Origin of the sequence: Microtetraspora fusca (assembly GCF_001570365.1) — a bacterium.
In the GTDB taxonomy this organism is placed as follows: Bacteria; Actinomycetota; Actinomycetes; order Streptosporangiales; family Streptosporangiaceae; genus Microtetraspora; species Microtetraspora fusca.
The window spans coordinates 197,259-217,409 of sequence record NZ_BBYK01000045.1 but is presented as its reverse complement, the minus strand read 5'-3'; the positions used below and the strand labels follow the sequence as shown (position 1 = coordinate 217,409).

Below are 20,151 nucleotides of genomic sequence, written 5' to 3'. Positions count from 1 at the left end.
CGGGGAACCGACCGCCCACCACCGATACCGGCGCGCCCTCAGCCCCTGCTCCGGTCCCTCGTCAACCCGTACGGACGGTTCCGCCTCGACATGCGCACCCGCCCGGACCTCAACGCAGCCTGACGGCACCTGTGCACGGAGGGCGCCGAAGACCTTCTAACGGTTGGGGGTGAATGGTGTCAGGAGGAGGTCGAGGATGCGCTGCTGGGCGTCTTCTTCGCCGTCGAGACACATGAGGCCGGACCGGGTGGCGTCATCGACGGTCATCCGGTGATCGCACACGGCACGGAGCGTGTCCGCGTCCACGGTGAGAGCGGCGTCGGGCCGTCCGGTTGCCGACCCGCGGCTGACCTTGACCGCGTCGTCGGCGACTTCGGCGAGGTAGGTGTCGGCGCCGACGCGAAATTCGTAGACGCCGCGCAGGTCGGCGGCTCGTGCCGGGTCGAAGCCCGCCTTGATGCCCAGCAGCAGGGAGTCGATGCCGAACACGCCTTCAGGCGGGGGCGGTGCATGGCTTCCCCATCGGCCGAGTTCGAGCAAGACGGGTTCGAGTCCGCGACCCCGTTCGGTGAGCTCGTACAGGTGGACTCGGGCCGGCGGCCCGAGGTCGCGGCGCTGGATGACGCCGTGCTCGGCGAGCTCGCGCAGCCGCTGGCTCAGCACGTTGGGACTCACGCCGGGCAGGCCGCCGAGCAGGTCGCTGAAGCGTTTGGGACCGAGCAGGAGGTCTCGAACCACCAGCAGCGCCCACCGTTCCCCGACGACGTCCAGCCCGCGCGCCACACCACACAGATCGCCATAGCTACGGCTCATGCCCCCATCCTAGAGCAATAATCCTTAATTAGGACCCCTACTTGTTTTTTAGGAGTATGCCCCCTACGTTGAGGATTATGAGCCTCCCTGACAGCGAAGCCGCGAACCTGCCGCAAGGTGACCTACGACTGCTGCACACGTCCACGGCGCAGCACCTGCTCACCACGGCCCTTGTGGCGCGCCTGGCCTACACCGGCAAGGACGGGACGCCACGGCTGATCCCGGTCAACTTCCTGTGGACCGGCGACGAACTGGTCATCGCCGCGTTCGCCGGCACGTACAAGATCCGGGATCTGCGTGCACGCCCCGACGTCGCCATTTGCATCGACACCACCGACGCTCCCCCGCAGGTACTCATGCTTCGCGGGCAGGTCACGCTGACCGAAGCGGAGGGCGTCCTCCCCGAGTACGCGACGATGCAGCGCGGGATGATGGGCGAGGACGCCGGCGCCGCCTACATCCGGGCGATCGATCAACCCGGCCTACGCATGGTGCGCATCGCCCTGCGGCCGACCTGGGTCGGCGTGCTCGACTTCCGGCGGCGGCTCGCGGAACGAACGCCCGCCCCTGTCCTGGCCGCCCTCGGCGCCGACCGATGACACCACCTCGACCCCGCGATCTCGTGGCAGCAGGAGACAAGTCCTAGAAGGGAACCAGATGGGGAAGATCGTTGTGACGGCGTTCGTCACACTCGATGGCGTGATTCAGGCGCCCGGCCTGCAAGACGAGGACCGTGACGGCGGGTTCGAGCTTGGCGGCTGGACGCAGCCGTACGCGGATCCGATGGTCGATCAGCAGACCACCGAGTCGGTGTTGAGCGCGGACGCGCTCCTGCTCGGCCGAAGGACCTACCAACTGTTCGCCGGCTACTGGCCCGGAGCCGATCCGGCAGATCCGAGAACCGCCAAACTGAACAGCCAGCCCAAGTACGTCGTGTCACGGACGCTGCGGACGGCACAGTGGAACAACTCCACGGTGCTCAACGGGGATGATGTGGTCAAGCAGGTCCTTCGACTGAAGGAGCGGCACAACCGGATCAGCGTCTGGGGCAGCAGCGGCCTGATCCCCGTACTGCTGCGCGAAACACTGATCGACGAGTTCGTGCTCTTGACCTATCCCATCGTGGTCGGCGGCGGGAAGAGACTCTTCAGCGGTGACACCCCGCTCGGACTACGGCTGACCCATTCGGCGACATCGGGCTCCGGCGTGCTGATGTGCAGCTACCGCCGCGCGGAAACCGTCCCGTTCCCCGAGCGGAAAACCTCCGCGCCGATCCGGTAGAGGACGTGTCGGCGTAGCGGGCTGCCCTCCGCCAGGGCCGGGTGGTCGAAGTCGCCGCCCGGGTCGTGCCGCATCCCGATGCGTTCCATCACCCGGCGGGACCGCGTGTTCACGACGGCGGTGAACGAGACGATCTCCTTCAGGCCGATCGTCCCGAAGCCGTGGTCGAGGGCGGCGCGCGCCGCCTCGCTCGCGTAGCCGTGGCCCCAGGCGGAGCGGGCCAGCCGCCAGCCGACCTCCACACAGGGCGTGAAATGCGCGGTGAACCGCGGTACGGACAGGCCGGTGAAGCCGATGAACTCCCCCGACAGCTCGACGGCCCACAGGCCGAAGCCACACTCGTCGAACTCCGCCTCAAGGCGGTCGGCGAGCGCGTCGCTCTGCTCTTTCGTCAGGGTGGACGGGAAGTACTCCATCACCTCGGGGTCCGCGTTCAACGCCGCGAACGGCTCACGGTCCGTCTCCCGCCAGCGCCGCAGAACCAGTCGCTCGGTCTCGATCACCTGTTCACCGTACCGGCGCGGCGCCCCCTGGCGTGAGGGGCCCGAAGGGCCGTCCGCGAGACGGCGGGGGCGCGGAGCCGCCGTGTGAACCCTCCGCGGGGGTGGGGCGTCACACAGGTGCGTTCTCTCTTCCAAGACGAAGGGCCGCCCCATGTGATGGGGGGCGGCTCTTCGTCGTTCCGCCCCTCTGAGCCTGGCCCCGACCAGGTCGGCGCCCTGGCGGTTTCTCCTCCGCCCGCGAACCCCGCCCGCGGCGGGGCGGCCGAGGTCTTCGCCTGGCGATGGACGTGGAGGAAACTCGCGCGGCGTCGTGGTCTAGCGGTGAGGGGCGGTCCCGGAGGCGGCGGACAGCAGAGCGTGCGCGGCCTGGCGGGCGTGCTCCCCCGCTCCGGCTGCGCCGTGATGCGCGGCGACGACGGTCGCGCCCTCGACCAGCATGAGCAGTTGCCGCCCGAGGACACCTGGGTCGGCGGCTCCGGCTCGCTCGGCGATGCCGGTCAGAAGTTCGAGGTAGCGGTCGAGATGACGCGCCGTGATGGCGCGTACGGCCTCCACATGGTGCTGGGCGGCCGCGTTCAGCATCGCGCAGCCGCGGAAGACCGGATCGTCGTACCACTCCTGGAGAGCGTCGAACACGGCGCTGAGCTGGTCGCGCGGGTCGTCCCCGGCGGTCGCGACCACCCCGGCGAGCCAGCGCGTCACCCGGTCGCTGCGCGCCTGGAGCATGGCCTCGACCAGCCCGTCCTTCGTGCCGAAGTGCCGGTAGAGCGTCTCCTTTGACACCCCGATGCGGGCGCACAGCTCGGCCACGCCGATGCCGTCGAGTCCGCGCTCGTACAGGACCGAAGTGGCCGCTTCGAGGATGGCGGCGCGTGTGCGCTCCGGGTCGATCGTCGAGCCCTTGGGAACCGGCATGTCGCAGATGGTACCGGCCGGTTCGATCGGCTGCGGCTTCGCGCCGATTCACGCGAGCGCGCCGCGCCTTGCACGTCGATCAGGGAGCGGGTACAGCCGACCGGCGAGGCCGACCCGGCCCAGGAGGAGCCCGCCGGCCGGACCGATCACGGCACAGCCGGGCGACGAGACCCGCCCGGCCCCCAGAGGAGCCGCCGAGCAGGCGCAGCAGCCCGCGAACGCCGGGACCACCCTCGGCGACACGCCGCCCTTCACGGCATCGCCCCCGGCGCCGAAGCGTCCAGAACCGCCACACCACGCCCCACTTCTCGTCACGACAAATCCTGACAAAGCGGATATAGCGCTATATAACGAATTGACTGTGGGGAGGCTGTGAATCCGGGGGAGCCGGAATGACCACGGCCGGTCGTCCTATAGGCTTGGAACTGCCGATGTGGATGTGTCCCCCGGGCCGCAATTACCGCCTTCACGGAATACCGTTCGGCTGGAGCCGTGTTGTGCCTCTCGCCGAGGAGGCGACCACCACATCGGCCTAAACGTGGAGAACCCCCGCGAGACTCGTTCTCGTGGGGGTTCTCGCCATCCAAGGACGATCAGGCCAAGCGGTACGGAACCTTGGGACGCGGCGCGCAGAGCGGTCACACCCCGCGCTGGCTTAGGGTTGATCGCATCGTCGCCCCACGCAGGCCGGACCGGCGGAGATCCGAAGGAGTGCCCGTGCTCTACCGCATCGCCAAGATTGTCAGCGCGCCCACCGTGCGGCTGCTGTGGCGCCCGGTGGTCGAGGGCAGGGAGCACGTGCCCCAGACCGGACCCGCGATCCTCGCGTCCAACCACCTGTCCATCCTCGACTCGTTCTTCCTCCCGGCGCTGCTGCCGCGGAAGGTGACGTTCGTCGCCAAGAACGAGTACTTCACCGGCAACCCGCTGACGGCGATGTTCATGCGCACCACGGGCAACCTGGCCATCGACCGGGAGAGCGCCGGCGCCGCGCAGGCCATGCTGGACGCCGCCGCGCAGGTGCTCAAGGAGGGCGAGCTCTTCGGCATCTATCCCGAGGGCACCCGCTCCCCCGACGGCCGTCTCTACAAGGGCAAGATCGGCGTGGCCTGGCTCGCGCTCACCACCGGCGCCCCGGTCATCCCGGTCGCCATGAAGGGGGTCGACCGCGTGCTGCCCCCGGGAGCCACCGTGCCGAGGATCACCCGCATCGGGGTACGGCTCGGCGCCCCGACCGTCTACACCGGCGACCCGGGCAACGCCCGCGATCGGCGCCGGGTCACCGACGAGATCATGGCCGGGATCCGCGACCTGTCCGGCCAGGAGTACGTCGACAAATATGCGGCCAGCGTCAAGAACTCCTCTTGACCGCGGCTTGTATGGCGATTTGACCGCGATAGGCTCTGTGCCGGTTTCGAGGCTGGGAGGCGGCGCATGCCCCGAGGACGTACGATCGCGATTTCAACCGCCGTCGCGGTGGTTCTGGCCGGCGGCGCGGCGGGCGGCGCCTACTACGTCCTGCACACCAGAGGCACCCCGCAGGAGACCGCGCGGCGGTTCACCGACGCCTGGTCCCGGGGCGATCTGACCGCGATGAAGGCGGAGCTGGCCGCGCAGGCGCCCGGCTTCGACGCGGCCTACGCCGAGCTCACCAAGAACCTTGGCGCGACCGCCGTCGCCGTCGCCCTCGGCGCGGTCACCCCGTCCGGGGACGACCGGGCCACCGCCGCCTACCGCGCGACGACCACGCTGAAGGACGTCGGCGAGTGGGCCTACGACGGGACGATCGACCTCGTGGTCAAGGACCACTACTGGAAGGTCGCCTGGACCCCGCGCGCCGCGCATCCCGAGCTGACCGGCACGAACCACCTGTCCCTCAAGACGACCTGGCCGGCCCGCGGCAAGATCACCGACACCGCCGGGAACCGCATCGACGGCGGCGACGTGGGCGGCTCGGTCGCGCAGCTCGTCGGCTACCTCGACAAGGCGACGGCCAAGGACGTCAAGGCTCTCGGCTCGGCCTACAAGACCGGCGACGCCATCGGACGCGGCGGCCTGCAGGAGACGTTCCAGAGGCGGCTGGCCGGCACGCCGACCACCGAGATCCGGGTCGGCGACAAGACGCTGAAGACGATCAAGGGCGTAGCAGGACGCGACATCACGACCAGCCTCGACCTGCGGGTCCAGCGCGCGGCCGCCGACGCCGTACGCAACGTGGAGAAGCCCACCTCGCTCGTCGCCGTACGGCCGTCCAGCGGCGAGATCCTCGCGGTCGTCAACAACGTGGGCGGCTTCAACCGTGCGCTGGACGGCCGTTACCCGCCCGGATCCACGTTCAAGACCATCACCGCCGCCGCCCTGCTGGCCGAGGGGCTGACCCCGTCGGCGCGGGTCACCTGCCCCGAGACCGCCACCGTCGGCGGCCTGAAGATCCGCAACTCCGACCACGAGGCGTTCGGCGCGTTGTCGTTCCTCGACTCCTACGCGCACTCGTGCAACACGACCTTCGCCCCGCTCGCGGCGGCCAAGCTCGGCGCGCAGAAGCTCTACGACATCGCCTCCGACCTCGGCTTCAACCAGCCGCTCAACATCGGCGTCCCCGCCACCAAGGCGAGCATGCCCAAGGCGACCAGTGACGCGGAACTGGGCGCGGAGTCCTTCGGTCAGGCCCGGATCACCACGAGTCCGCTGATCGTCGCCACGGTCGCCGCCGCGGTGGCGGACGGCAGCTGGCGCCCGCCGACCCTGGTGCCCGACCTCAAGCAGAACGTCGCGCCGAAAAAGCTGCCGGACGGCGTCGCCGAGCCGTTGCGCTCGATGATGAAGGCCGTCGTGAGCAAGGGCACGGCACGCTCCGCCGGCCTTCCCGCCGGTACGGCGGGCAAGACCGGAACGGCCGAGTTCGGCACCGGCGAGAAGCTGGACTCCCACGCCTGGTTCATGGGCTACCGCGGCGACGTGGCCTTCGCCGTCGTCGTCGAGGGCGGGGGCGGCGGCGGGAAGGTCGCCGCGCCGGTCGCCGCCGCCTTCCTCAAGGCCCTCCGTTAGTGCCGCATCAAACAGTGTGGTCGGGGACTGCGGCGAGGTCGTCGGGGGTCAGCCGCAGCCTTCGAACTGAGGGACGGTGAAGGTGAGAGCCAGGCCGGACTTCCCGAACCACTTCTGCAGCAGCTTCTTGGCGGTTCCGTCCAGGTACATCTGGGTGATGGCCTTGTTGACCGCCTCGCAGCCGTCCAGATCCCCGGCCTGGATGCCCACGCCGTACCGCTCGTCGGTGAACGGCGCGTTGATGATCTTCAGGTCCGAGGTGGCGAAGCCCGCCAGGATGAGGTCGTCGGTGGATACCGCGTCCACCTTCCCCGCCTTCAGATCGGACACGCACTCGCTGTAGGAGGCGGCCTCGACCAGCTCCACGGCGACCTTCCGTTCCTCCTTCACCCGACGCCAGGAGTTCGAACCGGTCACCTGGCACAGCTTGCGCCCCTTCAGGTCCCGCACGCCGCTGACCGCGCTCTCGCGGGCCCGTACGAGAGTGTCCTGGTGTGCGACGTAGTACGGCCCGCCGAAGGCCACCTTCATCTTGCGTTCCGGAGTGATCGAATAGGTGGCGACGACCAGATCGATCGAGCCGTCCATGAGCGCCTTCTCCCGCTCGGACGAGGGCACCGCGACGAACCTGGCGTCCTTCCCCAGCTTGCGGGCGATGTAGGCGGCCACATCGACGTCGAAACCAGCGAACCCACCCTCCGCCTTCTTCATCCCCAACCCAGGCTGGTCCGGCTTCACTCCGATGACCAGGGAATCCTTGTTGAGGATCGACGAACTGGCGGCGCAGGCCGTCGCCGACAGCAGCGCTACGGCCCCAAGCAGCACCGAGGCGGTGATATGCCGCAAAACGCCCCTCCTGGTCAGCGCGACCATGAACATCTTCCCTTCACCGGTACTCGGCGAGCCGGGGCCGGACTCCGACCAGGATCAGCAGGGCGGCGGCGAGCACCGCCCCCGGCAGCAGAAGGTTCCAGCCACCGAGGGCGCGGTCGCCCTCCGCCACGGCGTCGTCGAACGCCAGGCGGTGCAGCTTCGTCAACTCGACCAGGGCATCGTCGTAGGCCCCGAACGAGGCACCCGTGGCCTGCCGCACGGCGTCCCCGCTCTTGCCCGCTGTGGCGAACCGCCGCATCTGCCGGTCATCGTGCTGGAACTTCTGGTAAAACGTGAGCACCCTGGCCAGTGCCTCACGCTGGCCGGGCAGGGTGATACGACCGGCCTCCGAGCCGTAGAAGCCGAGGAAGTCCGCCTTACCGGGGAAGGCGGCGACGCTGACGTCCACCGCGGCGTAGTACTTGTCCAGGTTCCCGCCGGGGACGTAGAGCACCGACTGGGACTTGTCGAGGTATACCTGCTCGTAGGTGTCCGCCCGCTGCGGGTCGAGCAGATACCTGCTCTCGTCACCGTGCAGACTGTTTCCGATCGCGCGCGCCCGGGACAGCACGAGAACCGAGTCGAAGCCGTCCTCCTTGGCCGTCCGCAGATCGTCGGACACCCGCTGCAGGACGAGCACTCCCGCGATGGTCAGCACGCCGACGACGACGGTGGCGGCCAGCAGCGCCGGGTTGATCGCACGGCGGAACCTGCGGGACAGGAAGACCTGCAACGCGAACAGGACGGCCAGCGCGAGCGCCCCACCGAGCGCCACCCAGAACCGGCCCGCCAGCACGGCGGACGACTCGGCCGCGTAGGCGTGCCTGACGACGGTCCCGCTGTCGAGCGTGAGGTTGTACGCCTTGGGCAGCAGGTCCAACCGCATCAGGTCGGTGGCCTGGCGGTAGACATCGAGAGCCTGCTGCGAGGGTGGTCCGGCGGCATGCCGGGACTGCTCGTCCAGGAGCAGGGCGCGCGACGCGAGCCGCTCGTAGCGGCCGAGCCCGTCGAGTACGGCGCGCACGGTCATCTGCCCCGTCGGGTCGCCGCGAGCCAGGTCGGCGGCCTGCAGCACGGCGCTGTCGGCCTGCGCGCGGCGCTGGTCGTAGCGGTCCAGCGCGGCCTGGCGGCCGGGCCCGCGCCCTTCGCCGGCCAGCAGCACGGTGGCCACCTGAGCGTCCATGTCGCTCAGCGCGAAGTACAGGTCGGCGGTGGCCACCACCTGCGGGCCCGCTGTGTGCCCGATCGCCTGCAGCCCGTCCCCAGCGTGCCCCAGAGCCACGCCCATCAGCGCGAACAGCAGGCCGACGGCGAGGACGGCGGCACCGGTCCAGGCGCGGATCCGCCCAGGAACCGTTCGCAGCCGCGGAGCGCGCGGCGGCGATGAGGCGGGGGCAGGCGCGGCTACAGGCGCGGGCGTAGGGACGGGCGCAGACGCGGGGCCGGCGGTGGGGGTGACAACGGCCATCTCAGCTCTTCCGCACCGTGATGCTGGTCCATGCGCCGACGTGTATGCGGTCCCCGTCGCCGAGCGGGATCAGCGCGTTGTGCTCCACCGTCTTGCCGTTGAGCAGGGTTCCGTTGGCGGATCCCGGGTCGACGAGCTGCCACGTCCCATCGGCCTGTGCGAGCAGCACCGCGTGCAGGTGGGAGACGCCGGGATCCTCGGGCGGTCCGGCCAGGTCGATCTCGGGGGTCAGCGCCCGCGACTGGCTGCGCCGTCCGATCCTGACCTCGGGCCCGGCCAGGGGTATCCGCCGCTCCGGGCAGTACGGCGGGAACGTGACACGGGCCGCGTCGGGGCCGCCCTGCGCGATCATCGCCTCGTAGTGGTCACGGTCCGCCGCGATCACCGCGACCCAGCCGGAGGCGGGCGTGGCCGGGGTGGCCGGCGTGGAGGACATGGAGGGCGGCGTCCCCCGGTTCCCCCCGCCGAGCACGAAGTCGTACCCGCAGCTCTCGCAGAATCGGCCGCCACGTGGTGCCCCGCAGTCGGGACAGTCGTCCATCTGGTGGGCGTCGGGCGGTACGGCCGGAGCCGAAGCGGCCGGGCCGGCTGGGGTGCCCTCCATCAGCGCGCCGCAGACGTCGCAGTATTCCTCGTCCGCGGAGTCGTGCCCTACCGGACAGATCGCCATGCTCAGGCCTCCGGGTCCTTACGCATCCGGACGGTTCGGACCGACCGGGTGTCGAGCGCGATCTCGTCCGCCTTGTCAACGTCCCGCCGGAGGCGGGCGGTTCCCGTATCAGGGTCGACCTCGATGACCTTGTCGAGCAGCTTGGCGGTCTCTTCGTTGCCGGCCTTCTCGGCGATGCCGCGTGCCTTGCCGAGCCGGGCGGTCGCGGTGTCCAGGTCGCCGTCGGTGCGGGCCTGCAGGCCCTCCTGGATGAGCGAGGCAAGTTCCTGCTGGCCGGTGTAGTGGGCCACCCGGGGGTTGATGCGGGTCGACTGGACGGGGTCGTCGCTCCACTGCGCCAGGATGTTCCCCTTGGCCAGCACCTCCCCGGATTCGGGCAGGACCAGCCTCACCAGGCCGGCGCGCATCTCCTGGCCGACGTTCCCGGCGGGCACCCGCACGTTGATGTGGTACTCGCGGGATTCACCACCCCAGGCTCCGGTGGGGTAGTCGCCGGTCAGCGCGTCCACCTCGGTGCGGCGGCCGGTCAGGTCCTCCAGTGTCGGCGAGACCTGCTTGACGAAGTTCAGCTTCGCCGCCCGCGGCGTCCACAGGCGCAGCGCCACGTCCGCGACCGTCTTGCCCATCGCCGCCTGGGTCATCGCCCGGAAGTCGGCCTCCAGGTCCTCGGGCCGGCGGATGTCCATCACGCTGCCGAGCAGGGTGGAGGCGATCTGGCGAAGCTCGGCGACCACCCAGTCGACGCCCACACCGCGGCAGTCGCAGACGAACTTCCCCGTACAGTACGCCAGGTTCGCGGCGAACTCCGGAGCGCGCTCGTGCTCGTTCTTGCCGTCGGTCAGCAGGATGGCGTGCTTGATCGCGCCAGGGTACGCCTGCTGGTAATCGCTGAACAGGTCGGCGGCGCGACGCAGCCACCGGCCCATGGCCGTCCCCCCTTCGGCCACCAAGCGGGAGACGGCCTCCCTCGCGGCGTTTCTGCTCTCCGGGGTCGCCGGCACCAGCCCCGCCCGGTCGGGAAAGATGATCTGGGCTTCGTGGTTGCCGGCGACGACCGCGAAGTACACGCCGTCGCGGAGGGTGTCGATGGCGGCCCGCGCGGCCTTCCTCGCCTCGGCGATCTTGTCGTACGACATCGAGCCGGAGGTGTCGACGATGATGATCTCGGCGGCCTCGACCGTGGGGGCGCGCTCGATCGGGCCGCTCGCCTCGACCGTGACGATGGCGTGCACCTCCTCGCCTCCCGCAGGAAGGTATTTGTTCTGATCTACGCGCATGGTGAAGTCGGTCACGATTGCTCCTTCGGGAAGACCGCGGTGGCCTCGGACTGATCCCCGGGTCCGAAAGGGATCACCAGGACGGTGATGTTGTCGTGTCCTCCGGCCTCCAGCGCGAGCCGCACGAGCCGCTGTGCCGCCGCGCGGGGGGTGGCGTTCAGGGCGACGGCCGCGAGCGCCGCCGGATCGGAGTGGTAATTCCACAGGCCGTCGCTGCACAGCAGGACCACACCCGGCCCGTCCGGGGTGAACGTACGGATGTGCGGCACGACCTCGCCCGCGTCCGCGCCCAGCCAGGCGGTCAGCATGTGCGTCCCGGGGGTGGCGTCGTCACCGGTCAGCACCTCGGAGCCGGATCCGAGCCAGTAGGCCCGGCTGTCGCCCACCCAGCCGACCGTGACCTGCCGACCGCCGGCCACCGCCGACACGTAGGTGCAGGCGGGCGCGTCTTCGTCCTGCTCGGCCAGGGCGAAGACAGCTTCGGCGGCGAGCCGTACCGCCTCCCGGGTCGCGGTCTCGGGGTCGGCCCCCTCCCCCAGCTGTTGGGCGAGGGCGGCCACGGCGGTGTCGGCGGCGGTCTGGGACGCCTCCTCCGGGCGCAGCGAGGTGGAGACCCCGTCACAGACCACTCCCACGGCCATCGTGTCCGCCGCCGTGCCCACCGCCGTCAGCGCCATGGCGTCCTCGTTACGGCTGTGCCGCAGGCCACGGTCACTCACCCCGGCCGCGACCTCCAGCTCGATCTCGACGTGGTCGCGTTCGGAGGGCTGGAGCATGCCGCAGTTCTCGCAGTAACCGTCGGCCCCGACCGCCGGAGCGCCGCACGCGGTGCAGCCGGCGACTCCCAGCGCGTGGCCGCATTGCTCGCAGAACGCCTCGCCCACCAAGACCAGCGCCCCGCAGGCGGGACAGGCGCCGCTCACCACAGCGTCCTCGGGCGTACAGAGTTGGCCAAATCGACGAAGTCGTACCGCTCCTCCGCGGATCGCGCCGATCTGGCCAGCGCCCGGTAGACGCGCTCCAATTCGGCGCGCACACCCTGCTCGTGCAGCGGAGTGCCCAGCAGCGTCGCCTGCCCGGATGAGGTGACCTGACCGGTGGTGACCCGGCCAAGGGCGCTCCGCAGCACCTCCGAGAGCAGCCCGTCGCGGTCCCGGGCGTCGAGCTTCAGGCTCCGCAGCCGCTCGCCTGCGGCGACGAGCTCGCCTGCGGCAGGGTCATATCCACGTACGGCCGCCGCCACTGCGGCCGCCTGGGCTGCGGTGCGGTGGATGGAGGTCGCGGGCACCTCGTCCAGGCTGGCGGTCGCCCCGGCGCGGTCGCCCTCCGCCAGCCGGAGCCTGGCCAGGCCGAAGCCGGCGCTCACGTATGACCGGTCTGTCTGCCAGATGGCCGCGTAGTGGCGAGCCGCCTCCTGGCCCGCTCCGCCGGCTTCGAGGGCGAATGCCAGGGCCAGCCTGGGCGCGGCCTCGCCGGGGAGCCACGAGTAGAGCCCGTCGAAGATACGCACCGCTTGCTCCGGGTCCCCCGAGGCCAGTTGCCCGACCCCCCGATACCACCAGATCCGCCAGTCTCCCGGCAGCTGCCCGGTGGCGTCCGCGAGCAGCTGATCCGGGATCGGACGGCCGAGCTCACTGAGCACCCTGATCAGCGCGAGCGTGGTCTCCGGAGTGGACGGGGCGGATTCGAGCAGCGTGACCAGCTCGGCGGGGTTTCCCGAGGTGAGGCCCGCGAGCAGGCCGGCGGCGGGATCGAGCGGGTCCACCAGGGGGACGGGCAGCGCGGACGCGGCGGCGAGGCGGTCGAGCGGGCCGAAGACCTGCCCCGTGGCCGCCGGGGCGAGCTCGGTTCCGACAGCCCGGCGCTCCGGGCCGAACAATCCGGACTGCGCGGCGTGGGGGACGCCCACCTCGGCGGCGCGCACCTCCCTGAGCACGCCGACGAGCTGGTCGGACATCTCCGCCGCGCCCTGGAACCGCCGGGTGGGCTCGGAGTCGGTTGCCCGTTCCAGGAACCGGCGGTAGGACTCGTACCTCTGGTCGATCGCCGGCAGCGGAGCGGCGGACCCGCCGCTGACAGGACTGAACGGGAAGCTCAGCACGGCGAGCGTGCGCCCCACCGTGTAGAGGTCGGAACAGACTGACGGCCCGTCGGAGGCGATCTCCGGCGCCTGGTACCCGACCGTCCCGTAGACCGCGCTGTCCGCATCGTCGATCCGCCGCACCGCACCGAGATCGATGAGCTTGAGCTGCTCCTCCACCTGAATGACGTTGCCCGGCTTCAGATCGCAGTACAGCAGGCCCTGATCGTGCAGGTAGCCGAAGGCCTTGAGGATCTCCAGCCCATAGGCGATGACCTGGGTGACCGGCAGCGCCTGGCGGTTGTCGCTTTCCCGTAGCCGCGCGCGCAGCATCTCCTGGAGCGACACGCCGCCGATGTACTCCATCACGATGTAGCCCACCATCGTCCCGGTGCCCGGGTCGGGGTGCGTGACGAAGTTGAAGATTTTGACGATGTTCGGATGGTCCATCGCGGTGAGGAAATGCCGCTCGGCCTCCGCAGCGGCCAGCGCCTCCACGTCCCCGGTGTCGAGCAACCCCTTCAGGACCACCCACCGGCCCTCCAGGTGCCGGTCGGCCGCCAGGTAGATCCAGCCGAGACCACCGTGCGCCAGACAGCCCTTGACCTCGTACTGCCCACCGACGAGATCTCCCTCGGCGAGCTTGGGCGTGAACGAGAACCGCCAGCCGCAGTGCGGGCAGAACCCCTCCGGCCGCCCCGGCTGGTCACCTCTGCGGCGGCCCACCGGCCGGCCGCAGTCGGGATTGCCGCAGAAACGCCGGTCCTCCGGCACCTGGGCGTCGGCCAGCACCACCCCGGCCGGGTCCCGGTACGGCACGGCCGGCACCTCGACCAGGCCCATCCCGAGCTGGCCCCGGCTCGACCGGCTGCTCGACCGGCTCGTACCGGTGCGGGCCGTACCCGACATGTCCAGCGGGATGGACGGTCTGGTCGCCGGCGCCGAGGGCGGTGCCGGATCCGGCTCCGGCTGTGGGGCCAGGCCGCAGGCGTCGCAGTAACCGTCCTCCACCGTGCCGCCGCACCCCGGCTGGGCGCATCTGATCATTCCGCCACTCCGATCCGGCCGATCGCCCGCTGGTAGGCGGTGATCGCGACGGTAGCCTGCCGCAGGTCGCACGGTGCCGTCCAGAGCAGGGCGCGGGCCTCGCCGTACATCTCACCGAGCGCGGCGTCCTCGGCATGCCCGAGCCGGACCACCTTGGCGTGGTAAGCCTCCAGCCGGCCACGCAGCTCGTCACGACGGCCGATGAGACCCGCCATCGCCTCGGTCGCGGTCCGCGCTCGCGCCAGCGCCTCGTCCACGGCCCGTTCCAGCCCGGTCAGCCGCTCGACCAGCTCCAGCCAGCGGTCGCCGGCCGTATCCAGCGCGCTCAGCCGGTCCCGCAGCGCGGCGGCCTGGTCCGGCAGCGCCGGCAGCGCGGGTGAGTCGATCTTGACGAGCACCGTGTCCCGGACCGAGCGGGCCTCGTTCTCGGCCTCGGCGACCTGCGCGATGCGGTCGCCGAGGCGGCGGGCCCGGTCGCTGTACTCCGCCCGGAGCCGCGCGGCCTGCTCCAGCAGCCCACGACGGGCGGCGAGCTCGGCGAGCAACCCGTCGAGCTCACCACCCAGGGTGGTCGAGCCGAGCGGGTCGGTGGTGACCGCCGCGCGAATCCGATCGATCTCGGCGCCGATGCGGTCCAGATCCGGATCATTGCCGTCCAGGTCGCGTAGCAGGTCCTGAGCCGAGCGGCGGGCGACATCGGCATCGTCAAGCCGCGGGAGCAGCGCACTCCAGGCGTCGTCCGCGGCCGCGACCGTCTCGGCGACGTCACGGTAGGCGGCGTCCATCCGCGCCACCACCGTGTCCAGCGTGATCGACTCGCCCGCGGCCCGCAGCAGGGACCGCTTCTCGACGGGCACATTCTCCGGTTTGAGCTCCACGGACGGGCCGGCGAGCAGCCCGGTCAGCGCGGCCAGGTCGGGCTTGCCGGCCCTGAGCTCCCGCGCGCGATCGAGCACGCCACGGTAGGCGTCGAACAGCCACCACAGGGTCACCGCTCTGGACTGTGCCTCGTCCCAGCGGCGCCGGGTCTCACCGGTCAGCCGCGCACCCTTGAGCAGCTGGTAACCCGGATGCGAGTCGAGGTCCAGCAGGTCGTCGGAGATCCTGTCACGTTCCTCGGCACGGCGACGCAGCTCGAAGTCGACTCCGTCGATGCTCATCGGCGGGCCACCGGCCCATGGCACGGCCAACGTTGCTTGCGCCCCCCAGCGTGGGATGGACAAGATTATTCCCACCCCATTCTTTACACAATTTCGGGATTCTCGCGCTACACCCGTCCTCTCCGCCGGTCGTGTCCGGAGGGATGTGTTCGGGGAACGAGTCGTGCACCGTACACATGTCGCGGAACCCGGTTACGCGAGCGGGACCGTGACGCGGTGCCGCGGCTTGTCCATCGGCAGGCGGTGGAGCAGCCCAGCGAGGAGGAACCGGTCATCCGGCGTGAACGCCGGCCTGGTCACCTGACGCTGCACCACCGTCAGCTGATGCCGCAGCACCACGAACTCAACGGCCTTGCCGTGACCGCTTCCGGGCGGCAGCCCGCCGGCCTCCCGGAGGGATCTCTATAGGCTTTGCCGCTGAATGTGCGAAACATGACGGTACGCGGTTGGATGGCGTGGTGAACGACCTCACTCCGGGAGACCCCCTTCACATCGGCTCATATCGCCTGCTCGGACGCCTCGGCGCGGGCGGCATGGGCACGGTCTACCTCGGCGAGTCCCCGGACGGCCAGCGGGTCGCCGTCAAGGTGATCAACCCTGAATACAGCCGGCACGAGCAGTTCAGGATGCGCTTCCGCCGCGAGGCCGACGCCGCCTCCCGGGTCCGCCGGTTCTGCACCGCCGCGGTGATCGAGGCCGCGCTCGACGGTGAGCAGCTCTACGTCGTCACCGAGTTCGTCCCCGGCCCCAACCTGGAGCAGGCCGTACAGTCCTCGGGGCCGCTGCGCGGCTCCAGCCTGGACGCCCTCGCCGTGGGCGTGGCGACCGCGCTTGCCGCCATCCACGGCGCCGGAGTGATCCACCGGGATCTCAAGCCGTCGAACGTGCTGCTCTCACCCGTCGGCCCGCGCGTGATCGACTTCGGCATCGCCCGCGCCCGCGACACGCTCGGCGGGATCACCGGCACGGGCGAGCTGATCGGCACCCCGCGCTACATGTCCCCCGAGGTGCTGCGCGGCGAGCCGGTCACCCCGGCCTGCGACGTCTTCTCCTGGGGCTGCCTCGTCGCCTTCGCCGCGACCGGCCGCGCGCCGTTCCACGGCGAGACCCTCCACGCCGTGCTGTACCAGGTGCTCAACAACGAGCCGGACCTCGACGGACTGGAACCGGCGCTGCGGGACCTGGTCGGCCGGGCCCTGGCGAAGGACCCCGAGTGGCGGCCCACCTCCCAGCAGCTCCTCGACCAGATGGTGGGCCGGGCCGCCGCGCCGGAGCAGGCCGCGCACTCGGTGCAGACGACCTGGCAGCAGACCGCCGCGACCGTCCCCGCCGCGCCGCAGCGGACGACCGCGTACACGGCGCAGGCGCCGCGGCCCTCCGCGCCGGACGGGCGGCCGCCGTCCTGGTCCCCGCCGGCCGCGCTCGGGGCGGAGGCGCCGACCGGCCCCCGGCCCGACGCCGACGTCACGCGGCTGTCCTCCTCGATCACCCGCCGCACCCGCCGCAACCGGCTGATGGCCGGCGCGGGCGCCGCCGCGCTCGCCGTCGCGGCCGGCGTCGCTCTGTACGCGGTGCTGGCCCCCGGCGGACCGCCGACCGACCTGCCGCTGCTCTACCAGGACGATTTCAGCCGGAGCGGCACCGGCTGGGGCAACACCTACACCGGCGAGAAGTACCACCGGCAGGGCTACGCGCCGGGCGGTTTCTACGCCTTGGAGCCCTACGGCGAGGACCAGAACGACCTGTGGGAGAACGCCCCGATCCCCTTCACCACCGAGCCGCAGAGCCCCTCGCCCGACGCGACGCCGACGCCGACCGTCCCCGATGACTACCTGCTGGGCGTGGAGACCACGGTCATGGGGGTGACGGGCGGCACCGGCGAGTACGGCCTGTACTGCCGGCAGAAGCCGCAGGGGAGCAAGGTCACCCGGTACGAGTTCCTCCTCGACACCTCCGGGCGGGCGCGGATCAGGAAGGTCGTGGAGGACGCGGGCGGTGACCTTACCGCCGCGGTGGAGACGGACGCGAAGGTCGCGAACGACGTCGGCAACGATCGGTCCCCGGCGAAGCAGACGGACGCGTCGAAGCCGACCAGCCTCCAGGCCAGGTGCCGGGCGACCCAGGAGGGGGCCGAGCTGACCATGTGGGTCAACGGATCCCGCACCGTGTCGGTGGTCGACGCCCGGCCGCTGCCGAGCGGCCTGGTCGGCATCATGGCCCGGGTCGGCGAGAAGACCACGGCGACGCTCAAGGTGGGCTTCGACAACTTCACCATGCGCGGGTCGCCCGAGGCCGCGCGCTGACCTCACGACCGGCCCTTGCTTCGCAAGGAGCCGGTCAGGCCACGGGCGTGATGGGTCCGGCGTTCGGCGAGGCGGCAGGCGCGCCGGGCGGCTCAGGCGGGAAAGGCGGCGGCGTCGTTGTGCAACGCCATGATGAGCAAGGTGGCGATCAAAGTGGCGATCAGCAACCAACTCACCACGATGATGATCGTCGACCGCCGCGGCATGCTTCGCCGTCGCACGTGGTCATCGCGTCGGCGTCCCCTCTGCCGGCGCTGGACCCGCTCGTTGAACGAATCAAGCCGGGCGGCGAGCCGCGGATCCTCATCGGTGAGGTGCTGTTCGATCAACGCCAGCATCCGCTCTTCATCCTGCGACCAGGCCATAATGGCGCACCTCCCGGTAATGCAAGGTGTGTGCGGACGTTCTGCCCAACGATGAAGATCGTTAGCCGTTTCCTGGTCGGGTATTTGCGATCCGTTGGCCTCACGGGCGTCGCGTGTCGTTGACACCAGAGAAGAAGTAACTCCGCGTAACTTTTGCGGCCGGTAGTGCCCGTTGAACCTGATTGCAGCTTCTTGTGCCGCCCATCCGATCAACGACCGATCGCGATGTTTGCCGCATACGGGAGCCGCGGGTCCGAGTTGCGATCCATATCGAAATCTTGTTCTAATCGAATCATGCGCTGGGACAACCTGCGGCTGGACGACACCGGCCAGGGCGATCCTGCCGTGCCGCTGTTCGCCCGCGGCGCGGTGACCAGGACGTTCGACACCCCGGAGTTCCGCGGCATCACGTTCTACGAGGTCCACGCCCGCTCCATCGTCAACCGGGTGCCCGGGGCGAGCCACGTGCCGTTCGAGTGGACGATCAACCCCTACCGGGGGTGTAGCCACGCGTGCGTCTACTGCTTCGCCCGCCGGACGCACGAGTACCTCGACCTGGACGCCGGCCGCGACTTCGACTCGAAGATCGTGGTGAAGGTCAACGCGCCCGACCTGGTCCGCAAGGAGCTGGCCGCTCCCCGATGGCGCGGCGCGCCCATCGCGATGGGAACGAACGTCGACTGCTACCAGCGGGCCGAGGGGCGATACGCGCTGATGCCCGGCATCATCTCCGCGCTCAGGGACGCCGCCAACCCGTTCTCGATCCTCACCAAGGGCTCGCTGATCCTGCGCGACCTCGACCTGCTCGCCGAGGCCGCCGAGGTGACCGAGGTGAGCACGGCCGTGTCGGTCGGCTTCCTGGACAGGGACGTGTGGCGCTCGGTCGAGCCGGGGACGCCGGCGCCGCGCAAGCGGCTGGAGGTCTGCGCCACGCTCAACGGCCGCGGCGTTCCGTGTGGCGTGCTGATGGCCCCGATCCTCCCCTACCTCACCGACTCGCCGAGCGCGCTGGACGCGGCCGTACGCGAGATCGCGGCGGCCGGGGCGACCCACGTCGCGCCGATCGTGCTGCACCTGCGCCCCGGCGCCCGGGAATGGTTCTTCACCTGGCTCTCCCGCGAGCACCCGCGTCTCGTCCCGCGCTACCAGGAGCTGTACGGCAGAGGCGCCTACGCTCCGAAGGCGTACCAGGAGCGGATCGGGCGCGAGGTGACCGAGCTGGCGCGGCGATACGGCGTGGGGCGGTCCACCGGCCGGGCAGCGCGCACGGTCCGGCGGGAGCGGCCACGGCCTCCCTCGGGGCCGGAGCAGCTCTCCCTGCTCTGACCTCGCCGGGCCCTGCGCGGAGACCGCGGATCTCGACCGGGTCGCCGTCGAGCCGGGTGGTCCGAGGGGCCGGCCACCATCCAGGCCCACGCGTGCGGCCGACGCGACGTGAAGTGTCACCGCCGGACGGCCCTTCGATGGGATCCTGTCCGCGGCCATCCGCGTTCTCGCTTCCGAGGGCCATGTCGGTGGTCTCGGGCGACGCGGCGGGGAGGGCTCGGGCATGGAGCGGTTGGTACGGGCGCACACGCGGCTGGTGGCTGTGCCGTACGTGCCGGAGATCCGGCTGCACCTCGCGCCCGCCGAGGAGCAGGACGAGGTGTTCGCGCTCTGGGAGCGCACCGGAGACCTGCCGTACTGGGCGTACCCGTGGGCGGGCGGCCAGGCGCTGGCCCGCCACGTGCTCGACCACCCGGAGCTGGTGAGGGGCCGCACCGTGCTGGACCTCGCCTCGGGGTCGGGCCTGGTCGCCGTGGCCGCCGCCGTGGCGGGCGCGGCGGCGGTGGTCGCCAACGACATCGATCCGCACGCGGCGGCGGCCATCGCGCTCAACGCCCGCGCCAACGGGGCGGCCGTGACCGTCCGCCGGGGAGACATCCTCGCGACGACGCCCCGGGAGGACGTGGTGCTGGTCGGCGACGCCTTCTACGACGCGGCGCTCGCCGCGCGGGTGACGCCCTTCCTGCTCCGGGCGCGGTCCGACCCGGACGCTCGGACGCCGGACGGGGATACGGCGACGGGTGAAAAGGAGACCGCGGACCGGCACGGGGCGGGCGCCGCACCGGGGGCGGCGAGGCGGACCGTGCTGGTGGGCGCCCCGGAGCGCGCCTGCTCCTACCTGCCGCGGAGCCTCTTCCAGCCGGTCGGCGTCCACCTGGTCCCCGCCGTCCTTGAGGACGTTCCGTACAAGCGCACGACGATCTGGCACCTGATGTGAGACAAATCACACCAACGTAAACGCGTCCTTCTTCGTCCTAGGAAATAGGGGTAAAAGCTGATATAGGACGGGGACATCTTTTGTC

General features: G+C 70.8%; 19 protein-coding genes. 7 read left to right on the top strand and 12 right to left on the bottom strand.

The features are described from left to right. Window positions 1–156: 156 nt before the first annotated feature. Complete coding sequence (locus AWQ68_RS14965; RefSeq protein ID WP_066940747.1) at window positions 157–813, bottom strand: winged helix-turn-helix transcriptional regulator; 657 nt, start codon at window positions 811–813, stop codon at window positions 157–159. A 77-nt stretch (window positions 814–890) separates the two neighbouring features. On the opposite strand from AWQ68_RS14965, the gene AWQ68_RS14960 reads away from it, so the two are divergent. After that, entirely contained in the window at window positions 891–1,412 is a 522-nt protein-coding gene (locus AWQ68_RS14960; RefSeq protein WP_066940745.1) for a pyridoxamine 5'-phosphate oxidase family protein, read from the top strand. A 73-nt stretch (window positions 1,413–1,485) separates the two neighbouring features. Next, the gene (locus AWQ68_RS14955; protein WP_245655926.1) at window positions 1,486–2,094 is read left to right on the top strand and encodes a dihydrofolate reductase family protein; all 609 of its coding nucleotides are present in this window, start codon (window positions 1,486–1,488) and stop codon (window positions 2,092–2,094) included. Here the strand turns inward: AWQ68_RS14955 and AWQ68_RS14950 are convergent. Both AWQ68_RS14950 and AWQ68_RS14945 read right to left on the bottom strand, forming a co-directional pair. Further along, window positions 2,034–2,597 (bottom strand): GNAT family N-acetyltransferase, encoded by a 564-nt coding sequence (locus tag AWQ68_RS14950; RefSeq protein ID WP_245655925.1) that lies wholly within the window; start codon window positions 2,595–2,597, stop codon window positions 2,034–2,036. The genes AWQ68_RS14955 and AWQ68_RS14950 overlap by 61 nt on opposite strands. 315 nt (window positions 2,598–2,912) lie before the next feature. Further along, on the bottom strand, window positions 2,913–3,512 hold the full coding sequence (locus AWQ68_RS14945; RefSeq protein ID WP_066940741.1) for a TetR/AcrR family transcriptional regulator: 600 nt from the start codon (window positions 3,510–3,512) through the stop codon (window positions 2,913–2,915). 717 nt (window positions 3,513–4,229) lie between these two features. Here AWQ68_RS14945 and AWQ68_RS14940 point away from each other — a divergent pair. Beyond that, window positions 4,230–4,880 (top strand): lysophospholipid acyltransferase family protein, encoded by a 651-nt coding sequence (locus tag AWQ68_RS14940; protein WP_066940739.1) that lies wholly within the window; start codon window positions 4,230–4,232, stop codon window positions 4,878–4,880. Window positions 4,881–4,946: 66 nt separating this feature from the next. Beyond that, a complete protein-coding gene (locus AWQ68_RS14935; RefSeq protein WP_066940737.1) occupies window positions 4,947–6,560 on the top strand; it encodes a penicillin-binding transpeptidase domain-containing protein in 1,614 nt (537 codons plus the stop codon). A 48-nt stretch (window positions 6,561–6,608) separates the two neighbouring features. Here the strand turns inward: AWQ68_RS14935 and AWQ68_RS14930 are convergent, their stop codons facing one another. The 8 genes from AWQ68_RS14930 to AWQ68_RS42465 form a co-directional block, all read right to left on the bottom strand. Then, window positions 6,609–7,433 carry a glutamate ABC transporter substrate-binding protein gene (locus tag AWQ68_RS14930; protein ID WP_066940910.1) on the bottom strand — a complete coding sequence of 275 codons (825 nt, stop codon included), beginning with the start codon at window positions 7,431–7,433 and terminating at the stop codon, window positions 6,609–6,611. A 13-nt stretch (window positions 7,434–7,446) separates the two neighbouring features. Continuing rightward, on the bottom strand, window positions 7,447–8,901 hold the full coding sequence (locus AWQ68_RS14925; RefSeq protein WP_245655923.1) for a GlnX family signal transduction membrane protein: 1,455 nt from the start codon (window positions 8,899–8,901) through the stop codon (window positions 7,447–7,449). 1 nt (window position 8,902) lies between these two features. Further along, window positions 8,903–9,571 carry an FHA domain-containing protein gene (locus AWQ68_RS14920; protein WP_066940735.1) on the bottom strand — a complete coding sequence of 223 codons (669 nt, stop codon included), beginning with the start codon at window positions 9,569–9,571 and terminating at the stop codon, window positions 8,903–8,905. A 2-nt stretch (window positions 9,572–9,573) separates the two neighbouring features. After that, window positions 9,574–10,863, bottom strand: a complete 1,290-nt coding sequence (locus AWQ68_RS14915; protein ID WP_245655922.1) for a vWA domain-containing protein — start codon at window positions 10,861–10,863, stop codon at window positions 9,574–9,576. Further along, window positions 10,860–11,771 carry a PP2C family protein-serine/threonine phosphatase gene (locus AWQ68_RS14910; protein ID WP_245655921.1) on the bottom strand — a complete coding sequence of 304 codons (912 nt, stop codon included), beginning with the start codon at window positions 11,769–11,771 and terminating at the stop codon, window positions 10,860–10,862. Before AWQ68_RS14910 ends, AWQ68_RS14915 begins: the two co-directional genes overlap by 4 nt. Beyond that, the gene (locus AWQ68_RS14905) at window positions 11,768–13,975 is read right to left on the bottom strand and encodes a serine/threonine-protein kinase (protein WP_066940731.1); all 2,208 of its coding nucleotides are present in this window, start codon (window positions 13,973–13,975) and stop codon (window positions 11,768–11,770) included. Before AWQ68_RS14905 ends, AWQ68_RS14910 begins: the two co-directional genes overlap by 4 nt. Continuing rightward, on the bottom strand, window positions 13,972–15,135 hold the full coding sequence (locus AWQ68_RS14900) for a hypothetical protein (RefSeq protein ID WP_066940729.1): 1,164 nt from the start codon (window positions 15,133–15,135) through the stop codon (window positions 13,972–13,974). Before AWQ68_RS14900 ends, AWQ68_RS14905 begins: the two co-directional genes overlap by 4 nt. A gap of 192 nt (window positions 15,136–15,327) precedes the next feature. Continuing rightward, window positions 15,328–15,471 carry a hypothetical protein gene (locus tag AWQ68_RS42465; protein WP_157545313.1) on the bottom strand — a complete coding sequence of 48 codons (144 nt, stop codon included), beginning with the start codon at window positions 15,469–15,471 and terminating at the stop codon, window positions 15,328–15,330. Between the two features lie 122 nt (window positions 15,472–15,593). Here AWQ68_RS42465 and AWQ68_RS14895 point away from each other — a divergent pair, with 122 nt between their 5' ends. Then, complete coding sequence (locus AWQ68_RS14895; RefSeq protein ID WP_245655920.1) at window positions 15,594–17,438, top strand: serine/threonine-protein kinase; 1,845 nt, start codon at window positions 15,594–15,596, stop codon at window positions 17,436–17,438. 92 nt (window positions 17,439–17,530) lie between these two features. Here AWQ68_RS14895 and AWQ68_RS14890 read toward each other — a convergent pair whose 3' ends face one another. Beyond that, window positions 17,531–17,803: a DUF3040 domain-containing protein gene (locus tag AWQ68_RS14890; RefSeq protein WP_066940726.1), complete on the bottom strand. Its 273-nt coding sequence runs from the start codon at window positions 17,801–17,803 to the stop codon at window positions 17,531–17,533. A 294-nt stretch (window positions 17,804–18,097) separates the two neighbouring features. Here AWQ68_RS14890 and AWQ68_RS14885 point away from each other — a divergent pair, with 294 nt between their 5' ends. Then, window positions 18,098–19,129, top strand: coding sequence for an Rv2578c family radical SAM protein (locus AWQ68_RS14885; protein WP_066940724.1), 1,032 nt, complete (start codon window positions 18,098–18,100; stop codon window positions 19,127–19,129). Between the two features lie 223 nt (window positions 19,130–19,352). Further along, window positions 19,353–20,066 (top strand): class I SAM-dependent methyltransferase, encoded by a 714-nt coding sequence (locus tag AWQ68_RS14880; RefSeq protein WP_066940722.1) that lies wholly within the window; start codon window positions 19,353–19,355, stop codon window positions 20,064–20,066. Window positions 20,067–20,151 lie beyond the last annotated feature (85 nt).

What these genes read in the sequence shown, in the direction of transcription:
- AWQ68_RS14930 (WP_066940910.1), bottom strand. Translation starts at nt 7,433, where the DNA reads ATGGTCGCGCTGACCAGGAGGGGCGTTTTGCGGCATATCACCGCCTCG.
- AWQ68_RS14945 (WP_066940741.1), bottom strand. Translation starts at nt 3,512, where the DNA reads ATGCCGGTTCCCAAGGGCTCGACGATCGACCCGGAGCGCACACGCGCC.
- AWQ68_RS14890 (WP_066940726.1), bottom strand. Translation starts at nt 17,803, where the DNA reads ATGGCCTGGTCGCAGGATGAAGAGCGGATGCTGGCGTTGATCGAACAG.
- AWQ68_RS14960 (WP_066940745.1), top strand. Translation starts at nt 891, where the DNA reads ATGAGCCTCCCTGACAGCGAAGCCGCGAACCTGCCGCAAGGTGACCTA.
- AWQ68_RS14880 (WP_066940722.1), top strand. Translation starts at nt 19,353, where the DNA reads ATGGAGCGGTTGGTACGGGCGCACACGCGGCTGGTGGCTGTGCCGTAC.
- AWQ68_RS14935 (WP_066940737.1), top strand. Translation starts at nt 4,947, where the DNA reads ATGCCCCGAGGACGTACGATCGCGATTTCAACCGCCGTCGCGGTGGTT.
- AWQ68_RS14900 (WP_066940729.1), bottom strand. Translation starts at nt 15,135, where the DNA reads ATGAGCATCGACGGAGTCGACTTCGAGCTGCGTCGCCGTGCCGAGGAA.
- AWQ68_RS14925 (WP_245655923.1), bottom strand. Translation starts at nt 8,901, where the DNA reads ATGGCCGTTGTCACCCCCACCGCCGGCCCCGCGTCTGCGCCCGTCCCT.
- AWQ68_RS14905 (WP_066940731.1), bottom strand. Translation starts at nt 13,975, where the DNA reads ATGATCAGATGCGCCCAGCCGGGGTGCGGCGGCACGGTGGAGGACGGT.
- AWQ68_RS14965 (WP_066940747.1), bottom strand. Translation starts at nt 813, where the DNA reads ATGAGCCGTAGCTATGGCGATCTGTGTGGTGTGGCGCGCGGGCTGGAC.
- AWQ68_RS14920 (WP_066940735.1), bottom strand. Translation starts at nt 9,571, where the DNA reads ATGGCGATCTGTCCGGTAGGGCACGACTCCGCGGACGAGGAATACTGC.
- AWQ68_RS14885 (WP_066940724.1), top strand. Translation starts at nt 18,098, where the DNA reads ATGCGCTGGGACAACCTGCGGCTGGACGACACCGGCCAGGGCGATCCT.